We start from the raw sequence: 12,009 nt of genomic DNA, 5'->3' as shown, positions 1-12,009 counted from the left end.
GAATGAGCGATCGCAGCGAAGTCCCGCTTTGCGACTTTCCTGTGCAGGAGCGCGTGCGCGTGCGCTACAGCGAGATCGACGGCCAGAATATCGTCTTTAACGGCCATTATCTCACTTATGCCGATATCGGGGTGACCGAATATTTTCGCGCCTTGGGCGAAGGGCAACCGGGGCCGTATTTTCACCAATATGGTACAGACATTCGCGAGACGCACTGCGAGATCGATTATCGTGAACCCGCGCGCCTTGATGAGCTGATCACGATTGCAGCGCGAATCAGCCGCTTCGAACGGACCAGCTTCACGTTTCATTGCGGGATTTTCCGTGATTCAACGCGGCTGACCGACATCGAGATCAGCTATGCGCATATCGATCGCGATAGCGGACAGCCGACAGCTCTGCCCGGGAGCTTTATCGCGGAGGTACGCCGATTCGAAAAGCGAACCCCAGCGCAGGACTGATTCGCACAAACCGAATCGACCCTCTCAACCAAAAAGGTCGAAAAAAAGGGCCGCCCAAGGGCGGCCCGTGAAAGTTTTGGGAGAGGATGCCTAAAAGGCAAGTGTGATATTGCACTGCACAACGAATTACGCAACTGCGAAAAGCGTATCCGCGATTGCAATTTTTGCAATCCAGCCGCGGCGGAGCCTCGTCCGATCTGTCATCTTACGGCCCTCGCAAATGGGCGCGATATCGCCTAAATTGGTTCGCATGGGAATGTTCAACAATTGGGATGTGAGCGGCGGGCTCTCCGACTTCTGGGGCTATATCCGCGAGCCGCGCCCACACCGCTGGACGAGCTGGGGAGTCGCGATTGCTTTTGCAATCGTGCTGTTCTGGGGTTTCAGCAAATATCTGATCCCCTATGAGAAACCACAGCCGCAGATCATTTACTTTGAGAATTGGACGGCGAATCGCAGCGAGGCCGAAGTTCACGCCGACTGGGTCGCGCGCGCGAAGGAGACGACGCGTGAGAATGCGAAGCGCCGGGCCGAATTTCAGAAGCTCGCCGACATGATGGGGGTCGAATATGACTCGACCGAGGCTGACAAGGTGACGCGCGAAACGCTCGGCGAGGAGGCCGACGCTCTCGCCAAGAGCAGCACGGCCGCGCCGCCCAAACGCTCGACGCTTGCCGAGCGCGCGGCGCGCCGGCCGCAGCCTGCTCCGCCTGCGCAAAAATAGCCTCGATGCAGCGCTCGCCCGCCGACGCCGACTGGATGGCCGCTGCCGTCGCGCTTGCCGGACGGGGACGCGGGCGGACGGCACCCAATCCCAACGTCGGGTGCCTTCTCGTGCGCGATGGCCGCATCATCGGTCGCGGCTGGACGCAGCCGGGGGGGCGCCCGCATGCCGAAGCGATGGCGATAGCCGCGGCGGGCGAGAATGCGCAGGGCGCGACGGCTTATGTTACGTTGGAGCCCTGCGCACATGCCAGTGTGCGCGGACCTTGTTGCACCAGTCTCCTGATCGAAGCCGGGGTCGCGCGCGTCGTGGCAGCGCTCAAGGATCCCGACCCACGCACAGACGGGCGCGGAATCACGCGTCTGCGCGATGCGGGAATCGCTGTCGAAGCCGGGATTCTGGCGGATGCCGCCCGCGCGGCGATGGCGCCGTGGTGGACGCGCCGGGCTGCGGGGCGGCCGTTCGTGACCCTGAAGCTTGCGACCTCACTCGATGGCCAGATCGCCCTCGCAGATGGGTCGAGTCGTTGGATCACCAGCCACCGCGCCCGCGCACATGTACACCTCGAACGCGCGCGGCACGAAGCCATCCTCGTTGGGCGCGGGACGCTGGAAGCCGATGCCCCCAGCCTCGACGTGCGCCTGCCTGGCCTTGAAGGCCGCAGCCCGCAGCGCTTTGTCCTGACGCGAGGAAGCGCGCCCGAGGGTTGGACCGCGGCGGCGTCGCCCGAAGCGACCGGCGAGGTCCACTCGCTTTTCGTTGAGGGTGGAGCGGGGGCGGCCGCGGCCTTTCTCGCTGCCGATCGGGTCGACCGGCTGCTTCTTTATCGTGCTCCGATCCTGATCGGCGGCGGCCGTGCGGCGATCGGCGACATCGGCCTCGGCGACCTCGCCGACGCGCATGGCCGCTGGCGGCTCTCCGACAGCCGCCTGCTTGGCAGCGACCGGCTCGACGTCTACGAGCGGACCCGAAGGGAATAGGCATTCATGTTCACCGGCATCATCACCGATATCGGCACCATCAGAACGCGTGAGGATCGCGGAGACGTCCGGCTCGTCATCGATACCAGCTATGACGTCGCCGCGATCGACCTCGGCGCATCAATCGCCTGCTCGGGCGCCTGTCTCACAGTGGTCGACAAGGGCGTCGACGACCGCAACGGCACCGCCGGCTGGTTTGCCGTCGATGCGAGCGCCGAGACGCTGGCGCGCACCGCGCCCCATATGTGGGATGCGGGGCGGCGCCTCAACCTTGAACGCGCACTGCGCGTTGGCGACGAACTCGGCGGACATATCGTTACCGGTCACGTCGATGCGGTTGGGCACATGGTGGCGGTCGAGCGCGTCGGTGACAGCGTGAAGATCACTGTCGCGGCGCCCCCCGCGCTTGCACCGCATATCGCCCCCAAGGGCTCGATCACGCTCGACGGCGTATCGCTGACGGTCAATGAGGTCGCCGACCAGGCGGACGGCAAAGCGCATTTCACGCTCAATATCATTCCGCACACCCAGGCGATGACGACACTGAGCGAAGCGGCGGTCGGCCGGCCGGTCAATTTGGAGATCGACGTCCTGGCGCGCTATCTGGCGCGGATGCAACAGGTGCGGGGATAAGGCCAGGATCCTTCTCGCCGCGCATTTTCATCAATCGGCCTCGGGTCATCCCTCCGTCCAGCCACCCGCAAGTTCGGGATCGGCCGCGATCATCGTTCGCCGCATCGCGAGGCGGCCGATGCGCAGCAGCTCGGCTTTTCGCCGCGCCGGGGCGAGGTGGCAGGCCGCAGCTTCGCGCACCACGGCGGCGCCGTAGCGGTCGGCGACAATAAGGCCTGAGGTTTGAGGGCGATATTCCGGAGTTTCGAGGATCGCGGGGTCGAGCCCGGCGGCGAGCGCCCAATAGAAGCGGTCGCACCAGTCGCAATAATCGGGCCATTTTGCGTCGCCGTGCAGATCGGCGCGGCTGACCTTGATCTCGACGATGGTGATGTGACCCTTGGCGTCGATCGCGGTGAGGTCGGTGCGCCGTCCGTTGGGCAGCGGCACTTCGGGAATAGCGACGAGCCCTGCCTGCGCGAACAGCCGGCAAACGCCGCGTGTGACATCGGCGGCAGTAGGAGCGGGCTCCAAGCGGGTTCGAGCTGACCGGGCCATGGCTTCACCCCATGCCGTCCGCCCTGAACTTATGCAAAGGCTGCTCTTTCGCCCTGAAGCCGGGGAACGGCCGCGGCTTGGGCAAGCTCAGCGCGAACAAATCTGGCATAGATCTCAGAACGGAACATCGTCGTCGAGATCATCGTCGAAGGGCGGCCGACCGCCAGCCGAGCCCCCGCCGCCCTGATTCCAGCCGCTACCCGAGCTTCCGCCCTGATCCCAGCCGCCGCTCGAGCCGCCGCCCTGGTTCCAGCTATCCCCGCCGCTGCGCGATCCGCCGCCGCCGGGCGCGCCGTCGAGCATCGTCAGCGAGCCTCCCATGCCGGCGACCACGACCTCGGTCGTGTAGCGGTCGTTTCCGTCGCGGTCCTGCCATTTACGGGTGCGCAGACTTCCCTCGATATAAACCTTCGATCCCTTTTTGAGGTAACGTTCGACCACGCCGACCAGCCCGTCGCCATTGATCACGACATTATGCCATTCGGTGCGTTCCTTGCGCTCGCCGGTCATGCGATCCTTCCAGCTTTCGGAAGTCGCGATGCGGATATTCGCGATCTTGCCACCGTTCTGGAACGATTTGATTTCAGGATCGGCACCCAGATTGCCGATGAGAATAACCTTGTTGACGCTGCCAGCCATCGCCGTCCGCTCCGCTCGAGTGTTGGAGGATCAGCCGAGTCCGAAGGCGACGGCCGTCCAGTAGGTAATACCTGCAGCGGCATAGGCGAGCAGGAACAAATAGCCAACCATGAACATCGGCCATCTCCATCCGTTGGTCTCGCGTCGGGTGATGGCGATGGTCGAAATGCACTGCGGCGCAAAGACGAACCAGGCGAGAAAGGCGAGGGCGGTTGCGATGCTCCAGCGTCCCTGGAGGCGCTCGCTCAGCGATTGGGCCATCGCATCCTCGTCGTCGCCAGCGTCGATCGCGTTTGCGGTTGCGAGGGCCGAGACCGCGACCTCGCGCGCCGCCATCGCCGGGATCAGGGCAAGCGCGATGTCGTGGTTGAAACCGACTGGCTGCACCACGGTTTCCAGACCGCTCGCGATGCGGCCCGCGATACTGTAATCGACTTGCCGCAGCTCGCTGTCCGCAGGCGCTTTGGGAAAGCTGAGCAGCATCCAGAGGATGACCGTGGTCATGGCGATGATCGTTCCCGCGCGGCGCAAGAAGATCCACGCGCGCTGCCATAGGCTGATCGCAATGTCGCGCAGCCGCGGCCATTGATAGCGCGGCATCTCCATCATGAAACCCGCCGCATTGCCCTTGGTGACCGAGCGCCGCAGCGCGAAGGCGACAAGGAGCGCGCCGACGATACCCGCCACATAAAGGGCGAAGAGGACGAGTCCCTGCAGGCCGACTGGCGACCCGCCCACAGAGCGCGCGGGAATGAAGGCGCCAATGATCAGCGTGTAGACCGGCAAGCGCGCCGAGCACGTCATCAGCGGCGCGATGAGAATGGTCGTCAGCCGGTCCTTGGCATCCGGGATCGCACGCGTCGCCATGATCCCGGGCACCGCGCAGGCGAAGCTGGAGAGCAGCGGGATGAAGCCGCGTCCCGACAGCCCGACCTTCGCCATCAGCCCGTCCATCAGAAAAGCGGCGCGCGTCATATAGCCCGACGCTTCGAGCAGCAGGATGAAGAGAAAGAGGATCAGGATTTGCGGCAGGAAGACGACCACCGCGCCGACCCCCGCCAACAGACCTTCGACGATTAGACCGCGCAGGAAGCCGTCGGGTAGCGCGCGCCCTGCGGCCTCCTGCATCACGGCGATTCCGTTCTCGATCCAGCCGATCGGCGCCTCGGACCAGGCATAGACCGCTTGGAACATCACGAACATCAGTGCGAGCAGAATCACAAAGCCCGCGACCGGGTGGAGGACGACCGCATCGACGCGCTGGGTCCAGCGTCGCCCCGGCGTCTCGGAAAGCGTTGCCGCGCGGGCGATCGCGCGCGCGCGCTGGTGGAGCGCGGCGTCGGTTGGCGGCGGTGCGGGATCCGCGTCCTCTTGCGCCTGGTGCGACAGGATCGCGCCATCGATCGCGGCGAGCAGGTCGGCGAGCCCGCGCTTGCGTACGGCAACGGTCGGGACCACCGGCACGCCCAATTCCTGCGCCAGCCGCGCAGGATCGAGCGCCAGGCCGTCGCGCTCGGCAAGGTCGAGCATGTTGAGCGCGACCACGGTCGGCAGTCCCAGCGCAATCAGTTCCAGCGCGAAGCAGAGATGATTGTCGAGATTGGCGGCATCGACGACGACAACAAGCGCATCGGGACGCCGCTCCCCCGCCTGCCGGCCGAGCACGACGTCGCGCGTCACTGCCTCGTCGGGGCTTGCGGGGGTCAGGCTGTAGCTGCCGGGAAGATCAATGAGAGCCAGCGGCCGGCCGTCGGCGAAGCTTGCATGTCCCGCCTTGCGCTCAACGGTGACGCCCGGATAATTGGCGATCTTCTGCCGCGCGCCGGTCAGCGCGTTGAACAGGCTCGACTTGCCGGCGTTCGGGTTGCCGGCAAGCGCAATGGTGGGAACGGCGCCGGTCATGCTGTTGCCGCGGGCTCCACCTCGATTGCCGCCGCCTGGCGGCCGCGGATAATCACCTGCATGCGCCCGATGCCGAGCGCGAGGGGTTCGCGCGAAAAGAGACTGCCGCGATGGAGCGGCTTTACCTCGACCCCCTCCAGCAGCCCGAACTCGCGGAGCCGCCGGCCCTCGTCGTGCGACAGAATATCCCAATCGATACGGGTAATACGCACGGCGGTGCCGAGCGGGGCGGAATCGAGCTTCGAAGTCATTTGCGAGCGATTATCAATAACAGCTGCGCAGCGCCAGCCCTAACTTCCGCGGTAGCGAAGACGTCCGACGAAACGCGCGAGGCTCGGGCGCTGGACGCGTCGCGCGGCGCGGCGATGCTTCCAGCTCTCGAAACGCATCACCGCGTCGATCCGTCGCGAGAGAAAGGCGCGCGTAGCGGTAAAATTTTCGCTTTCGTCATCAAGAAACACTGCCATCGTGGAGGCGTAGACCGCGCCGAGGATCGCGCGCTTGCTGTAATGATTATAGTCGGTTGCGGTGTCACCTGCGAGCCGCCACATCGCGTCGGCGGCGCGCCATCCAAGCTTTGCGGCAAAGGGGACATTGGTGGGCAGCGCCAGCAACGCCAGCGCGCGGCGAAGCGACTCGCGGCGGTGCGCGAGGGTGTTGAGCCGATCCTCGACGAGCGCCGTGATCCGCTCCCGGATCTTGAGCGAGGCCAGGCGTTCTGCGGGCCACCGCGCGGCCATGTCGGCATCAATCCATGTAAACCAGGCATCGACCATGTCACGGCCACCGCCCGGAAAGGCGAGGCGTGCCACGTCGGGATCAACGCCGACGCGCGCGGCGGCATCGGCGAGGGCTGCGTCGCCGAACCCGTCGAACGCAGCGTTTTCGGCGATCAGCGGAGCAAGCGCTGCGCGGATCTCGTCAAGGGTCGGATCGGCGGGCAGAATGGAAGCCATGATCATCAGATAGGCTGCGCGGCGCGGTTGGGCAACCGGATCAACACCAGCGCCGCACCGAGCATCGATCCACCGACGAGGTCGATCGCGGTGAGCCGTTCGCCAAAGATCATCCAGCCCGCGAGGGCTGCAATGGCGGGTTGGACGAGCAGGGTAAGCCCCACGACGAGCGGCGAGAAGCGCGGCAGTGCCCAGATCATCAGTCCCTGGCCGATGATCTGGCTAGACAATGCGAGTGCGATCAGCGGACCCCAGTTCCTGGGAACGATCACTTCACCGAGCGCGATGGCCGCGCTGAGCAGGATCGGAAGCGTCGCGGTCGAGGCGATACCGAGCGCCGTCCAGGCCGGGAGCTCGCCGCGCACCCGCTGCATGAGGATGACGTAGAAGGTGTAGAAAACCCCAGCGAGCAGACTCAAGAAGTCGCCAACAAAATAAGCGGGCGCAAGCTCGTAGCTTTGTCCCATGAGGAGCGCTGAGCCTGCGAAGGCGAGCAGCACCGAGAAAGCCTGCCAGCCGCGCGGCAGCGTGCGGGCCAGGAAAATTCCCCACAGAACCAGCAAGAGGCTGGCGCAATTACCGAACAGGGTCGCATTGGCGATCTTGGTGCCCAGGATGCCGAGGTGCCACGCGGCGAGGTCGAGCGCGAAGAAAACCCCGGCCGCCGTCGCAACGCCGATCGCGGTGCGCGACGGCATCCGCCCGCCCGTCTCGCGCCACGCCAGCCATGCGAGGGCAGGCAAAGCGATCGTCATGCGCCAGAAGCCCGAAGCAACCGGCCCCGTGTCGGCCAGTCGGACGAGCGGCGCGCCCAAGGCCAGGACCATATTGCCAGCGAGCAGTGCCGCGAAGGCCCAGCGGCTTTGCTGACCCGTCCCTTTCCGTCCGTGGGGGGCGTCGCTCTTCGATGCCATATAGATTTTCTTTTGCTACCCACTGTTGTCTTGGGCGCCGCGCGTCCATAGCTCGTGTGGCCCATAGCGGCGGCCCGCCGGGGCGTCGCGAAGAAAGTGAAAGCCGGAGGATATATGACCGCAACGCTTTTCGACCCGATCACGCTTGGCGCCATCGAAGCGCCGAATCGCATCATCATGGCACCGCTGACACGCGGGCGCGCCGGCCCCGGTTTCGTTCCCAATGAGCTCGCGCGCGAATATTACCGCCAGCGTGCCTCTGCGGGGCTGATCATTTCCGAAGCCACCGGCATTTCGCAAGAAGGGCTGGGTTGGCCCTCCGCGCCGGGCCTGTGGAGCGATGCGCAGGTTGAGGGGTGGAAGCCGGTGACTGATGCCGTGCACAAAGCGGGCGGCCGTATCGTTGCGCAGCTTTGGCACATGGGGCGGCTGGTCCATTCGGTATTCAACGACGGAAAGCCCCCGGTGTCGGCCTCGGCGACGCGAGGTCCCGGCAAGGCGCACACCCCGGCTGGCCGGCTCGAGTATGAAGTCGCGCGCCCACTCGAGCTCGCTGAAATTCCGCGCCTCATCGACGATTATGCCAAGGCGGCCGAGAATGCGAAGCACGCCGGTTTTGACGGGGTGCAGCTCCACGGTGCCAACGGATATCTGATCGACCAGTTCTTGCGCGACGGGTCGAACCTGCGCGACGATGATTATGGCGGTTCGGTCGTAAATCGCATTCGCCTGCTTCGCGAAGTCACCGAGACGCTGATTGCGGTGTGGGGCAAGGACCGTGTCGGTGTGCGGCTTTCGCCCAATGGCGAGACGCAGGGCGTCGACGACAGTGCGCCCGAGAGTCTTTTCCCCGCCGCGGCCGCAGCACTCGATGCGCTGGGCATCGCCTTCCTGGAGTTGCGCGAACCGGGACCCGAGGGCACGTTCGGAAGAACCGACGTGCCCAAGCAATCGCCTGCGATCCGAGCTGTCTTCAAGGGACCGCTTATCCTCAACAGCGACTATGATGCGGCGCACGCTGAGGCTGATCTTGCGAGCGGCGTTGCCGACGCGATCAGTTTCGGCCGCCCCTTCATCGGCAACCCCGACCTCGTCGAGCGCATCCGCAGCGGTGCCGAATGGGCAGCTGACAATCCGCAGACATGGTACTCGCCGGGTCCAGGAGGCTACACTGACTATCCGGCGCTGGTCGCAGCCTGATCGTTCCAGCCGTCCTTGCGCATGCAAGGGCGGCCAGAGAGGCTAGTCGCGCGTCGCAATCGCCTTGTCGACGATCCGCGCGCCTGCTGGTCCCACGATTTGCCCGCCGAAGCGAGCGAGCAGGAAGGCGGCGACGAAGAGCAGGGGCAGTGCGACGAACGCCGCGATAATCGCCGCAACCGACGCCCCGAAGAAAAGCGCTAGGAAATTGCCGGTAAGCTCGGCCTGACCTTTAGGGCCGAGCGTGATCGTACGCGGCCCCTTCGCGTCCCACCATTTGCTGGTTGTCATCGTCTTGAGGCCCCCTGTCTGCGCCCGCGGCGGCCGAACGCTCCGCAGGGGCGCGGTCGGCCTACCGTCGTTCCACGGCCGCTTGCGGTTGTCCGCCGCTATGGCCCCCTCTTCCTGGGAATTGGCGGACGAAACGGGCGGCTTCGTCGCGCGTTCAATCCTGTCAGGGGCAAGGTCCGAGACGGCATCTTCCGGCGGGCGGTTTGGCGGGCGCATTGGCTCGTGCCCCATGCGGCGATCGTGCGCTGCCATGCGTTCGGCGGCACTTGGCGGCGTGGTGCCGGTCTCCCTGTCGATTACCACAAGCCGCGCGCCGCGCTCGACGACAGAATAGCGGCTGGGTGGCGGACGGTCAGGCAACGCCGAACTTTTCCTTGAGCGCCAGCATCGCGAGCGCGGCCTTCGCTGCCTCGCCGCCCTTGTCCTTGCGCGTCTTGTCTGCGCGTGCGAGCGCCTGGCCTTCGTTCTCGACCGTCAATATTCCGTTGCCGATCGCCAGTCCGTCAAGCGTCAGCGCCATGATCCCGCGCGCGCTTTCGTTCGAGACCACCTCGAAGTGATAGGTCTCGCCGCGGATCACGACGCCGAGCGCGACATAGGCGTCATAGCGTCCGGTATCTGACGCGAGCGCGATGGCGGACGGAACTTCGAGCGCGCCCGGTACCGTTACGGTTTCGTGGCTGTGTCCCTCAACCTCAAGCGCGCTGCGCGCGCCGTCAAGCAGCATATCGTTCAAACGACTGTAGAAACGTGCCTCGACGATGAGAACATGCGCCATTATTCGGTCTCCCCCGGGATCGATCGTTCGCCAACGATCGATAGGCCATAGCCTTCGAGACCTACAATATTGGTGTGCGACGGCGTAAGAAGCTCCATGGCATGGACACCAAGATCGGCGAGAATCTGAGCGCCGATGCCATAGGTCCGTAGATCCATGCCCCCCGAGGGCGGCGGGCTCGCTTCTGCCGTGGCCGAGCCGGGCAGGGGGCGCATCAGCATGACAATGACACCCGCGCCCGCTTCGCCGATCGCTTCCATCGAGCGTTGCAGGCGGCGTTTCCTGGGTCCCGGCCGGCCCATGACATCATCGAAGATCGAGACGGGATGCATGCGCACCAGCGTCACGCCTTCGGGATCGATAAGCCCCCTTTGCAACACCAGATTGACGCTGCCATCGATCTTGTTGCGATAGGATTTGAGGCGCCAGTCGCCGCCATAATCCGATTCGAACGGTTCGTCGGAAACGCATTCGACCAGCCGATCGGTGCGGTTGCGATAGGCGATAAGGTCCGCGATCGTCCCGATCTTCAGCCCGTGGCGCCGCGCGAAAGGAATGAGGTCATCGAGACGCGCCATCGTCCCGTCATCGTTCATGATCTCGCATATCACGCCCGACGGATTGAGCCCGGCGAGGCGCGCGATGTCCACCGAGGCTTCGGTGTGGCCGGCACGCACGAGCACGCCGCCGTCGCGCGCGATCAGCGGGAATACGTGCCCCGGTGTAACGATGTCGTCGCGGTCTTTCGAAGCATCGATCGCGACCGACACAGTGCGCGCGCGATCAGCGGCGGATATTCCGGTGGTAACGCCCTCACGCGCCTCGATCGACGTGGTGAATGCGGTTTCGTGCCGCGTGCCATTGTTGCGGCTCATCAGTTCAAGTCCCAGCGCCTCGACCCGGCTGCGCGTCAAGGTAAGGCAGATGAGTCCTCGGCCGTGCGTCGCCATGAAATTGATTGCATCGGGCGTCGCCATCTGCGCCGGAATGACAAGATCGCCCTCATTTTCGCGGTCCTCGTCGTCGACGAGGATGAACATGCGACCGTTGCGCGCCTCGGCGATAATTTCCTCGGGCGTTGCCATCGGCGACAGGTCGCTGCCGTGGGCGAGCCAGTTTTCCAGCTTGCGTAGCGTGTCCGCGGTGGGGTTCCAGCTATCCGAATCGAGGTCGCGAAGGCTGTTCGCATGAAGGCCCGCCGCGCGCGCAAGGCCTGAGCGGGACATGGTCCCTTCCACGACGATGGTGCGGATGCGGTCGATGAGCTGCGTAGACATGTCGCCGCCATTTCACATCATAATGTGATTGTCAATTCGCAATTCACATTAGCTAGATCAATTGGGGCCGAATGCCGCCCCCGAATCGCGCGGGGCCCCGTCGGCCTTGACATCGAGCAGCTCAAGCATCTGACCGCCGCGGTCGTCGCGCTTCGCATAGTCGCGAGCCGACATGCCCGCGATATGATCGGCCTTGTCGGGATTTGCGCCGCGCCGCACGAGCAGTCGCACCATGGAAGCGTTGCGCGCCTGCACCGCCAAGATCAGCGCCGTTTCGCCTCGCCGGTTGGTCTGGTCGATCGGCGCCTTGCGGTCGAGCAACTCGCTCGCGCCTTCGGGAAAGCCGATCAGCGCCGCGTGCATCAGCGGGGTCGTGCCCTGGCGGTCGGCGATCGAAGGATCGGCCCCCTTGCCGAGAAGGAATTTGAGCCAGGTAAGATCGCGACGCTTGACGACGATGGCGAGCGCGGTCTCGCCATTGTCGGGGCTGCGCGTATTGACGATTCGCGCGTCATTGTCCGTCAGGAGCTTGGTCGCCTTGTCGCCGTCGCGGCTCTGGACGGCCTGCAGGAAGCTGTAGGTGTCGCTGAATTGCGCCGCCGCGGGCGACGCCGCGAGTCCGGCCAGCAGGAAAAGCGAAGCGAAACGCAGCTTGGCGTGTCGAGACATGAGCGACCTCGGTCAATGGGCGCCGCTGTGCGACGCAAAGGTTGATTT

15 protein-coding genes are annotated in these 12,009 nt (G+C 64.9%); 5 read left to right on the top strand and 10 right to left on the bottom strand.

What is annotated here, in order from left to right; translation table 11 throughout:
* Positions 1-2 precede the first annotated feature (2 nt).
* The 4 genes from B5X69_RS11520 to B5X69_RS11505 all read left to right on the top strand — a co-directional run bounded on the left by B5X69_RS11520 (position 3) and on the right by B5X69_RS11505 (position 2,798).
* The gene (locus B5X69_RS11520) at positions 3-461 is read left to right on the top strand and encodes an acyl-CoA thioesterase (RefSeq protein WP_079638846.1); all 459 of its coding nucleotides are present in this window, start codon (positions 3-5) and stop codon (positions 459-461) included.
* Positions 462-711: 250 nt separating this feature from the next.
* On the top strand, positions 712-1,185 hold the full coding sequence (locus B5X69_RS11515) for a hypothetical protein (RefSeq protein ID WP_245798704.1): 474 nt from the start codon (positions 712-714) through the stop codon (positions 1,183-1,185).
* 35 nt (positions 1,186-1,220) lie between these two features.
* Positions 1,221-2,165: a bifunctional diaminohydroxyphosphoribosylaminopyrimidine deaminase/5-amino-6-(5-phosphoribosylamino)uracil reductase RibD gene (gene ribD / locus B5X69_RS11510; protein WP_079638876.1), complete on the top strand. Its 945-nt coding sequence runs from the start codon at positions 1,221-1,223 to the stop codon at positions 2,163-2,165.
* A gap of 6 nt (positions 2,166-2,171) precedes the next feature.
* Complete coding sequence (locus B5X69_RS11505) at positions 2,172-2,798, top strand: riboflavin synthase (protein ID WP_079638845.1); 627 nt, start codon at positions 2,172-2,174, stop codon at positions 2,796-2,798.
* A 45-nt stretch (positions 2,799-2,843) separates the two neighbouring features.
* Here B5X69_RS11505 and B5X69_RS11500 read toward each other — a convergent pair whose 3' ends face one another.
* The 6 genes from B5X69_RS11500 to B5X69_RS11475 form a co-directional block, all read right to left on the bottom strand.
* On the bottom strand, positions 2,844-3,335 hold the full coding sequence (locus B5X69_RS11500) for an MmcB family DNA repair protein (protein ID WP_079638844.1): 492 nt from the start codon (positions 3,333-3,335) through the stop codon (positions 2,844-2,846).
* 114 nt (positions 3,336-3,449) lie between these two features.
* Positions 3,450-3,974 (bottom strand): single-stranded DNA-binding protein, encoded by a 525-nt coding sequence (ssb, locus tag B5X69_RS11495; protein ID WP_079638843.1) that lies wholly within the window; start codon positions 3,972-3,974, stop codon positions 3,450-3,452.
* A 30-nt stretch (positions 3,975-4,004) separates the two neighbouring features.
* Positions 4,005-5,876, bottom strand: coding sequence for a ferrous iron transporter B (feoB, locus tag B5X69_RS11490; RefSeq protein ID WP_079638842.1), 1,872 nt, complete (start codon positions 5,874-5,876; stop codon positions 4,005-4,007).
* Positions 5,873-6,127: a FeoA family protein gene (locus B5X69_RS11485; RefSeq protein WP_079638841.1), complete on the bottom strand. Its 255-nt coding sequence runs from the start codon at positions 6,125-6,127 to the stop codon at positions 5,873-5,875. Before B5X69_RS11485 ends, feoB begins: the two co-directional genes overlap by 4 nt.
* A 39-nt stretch (positions 6,128-6,166) precedes the next feature.
* Positions 6,167-6,838 carry a COQ9 family protein gene (locus B5X69_RS11480; RefSeq protein ID WP_079638840.1) on the bottom strand — a complete coding sequence of 224 codons (672 nt, stop codon included), beginning with the start codon at positions 6,836-6,838 and terminating at the stop codon, positions 6,167-6,169.
* Positions 6,838-7,746: a DMT family transporter gene (locus B5X69_RS11475; RefSeq protein WP_079638839.1), complete on the bottom strand. Its 909-nt coding sequence runs from the start codon at positions 7,744-7,746 to the stop codon at positions 6,838-6,840. Before B5X69_RS11475 ends, B5X69_RS11480 begins: the two co-directional genes overlap by 1 nt.
* 114 nt (positions 7,747-7,860) lie before the next feature.
* Between B5X69_RS11475 and B5X69_RS11470 the strand changes: the two genes are divergently transcribed.
* On the top strand, positions 7,861-8,946 hold the full coding sequence (locus B5X69_RS11470) for an alkene reductase (RefSeq protein ID WP_079638838.1): 1,086 nt from the start codon (positions 7,861-7,863) through the stop codon (positions 8,944-8,946).
* A 42-nt stretch (positions 8,947-8,988) separates the two neighbouring features.
* On the opposite strand, the gene B5X69_RS11465 is transcribed toward B5X69_RS11470, so the two are convergent.
* From B5X69_RS11465 to B5X69_RS11450, 4 genes are read right to left on the bottom strand one after another with little or no spacing between them, the layout of a single operon-like run.
* Entirely contained in the window at positions 8,989-9,597 is a 609-nt protein-coding gene (locus tag B5X69_RS11465) for a hypothetical protein (RefSeq protein ID WP_079638837.1), read from the bottom strand.
* Positions 9,590-10,015 (bottom strand): 6,7-dimethyl-8-ribityllumazine synthase, encoded by a 426-nt coding sequence (gene ribH / locus B5X69_RS11460; RefSeq protein ID WP_079638836.1) that lies wholly within the window; start codon positions 10,013-10,015, stop codon positions 9,590-9,592. The genes B5X69_RS11465 and ribH overlap by 8 nt, the downstream gene beginning before the upstream one ends.
* Positions 10,015-11,292, bottom strand: a complete 1,278-nt coding sequence (gene ribB / locus B5X69_RS11455) for a 3,4-dihydroxy-2-butanone-4-phosphate synthase (RefSeq protein ID WP_079638835.1) — start codon at positions 11,290-11,292, stop codon at positions 10,015-10,017. The genes ribH and ribB overlap by 1 nt, the downstream gene beginning before the upstream one ends.
* 57 nt (positions 11,293-11,349) lie before the next feature.
* Positions 11,350-11,961 (bottom strand): ankyrin repeat domain-containing protein, encoded by a 612-nt coding sequence (locus B5X69_RS11450; protein WP_079638834.1) that lies wholly within the window; start codon positions 11,959-11,961, stop codon positions 11,350-11,352.
* Positions 11,962-12,009: the final 48 nt, after the last annotated feature.

This window comes from Sphingopyxis flava (assembly GCF_900168005.1).
In the GTDB taxonomy this organism is placed as follows: domain Bacteria; phylum Pseudomonadota; class Alphaproteobacteria; order Sphingomonadales; family Sphingomonadaceae; genus Sphingopyxis; species Sphingopyxis flava.
This window is presented reverse-complemented; position numbering and strand designations above follow the sequence as displayed.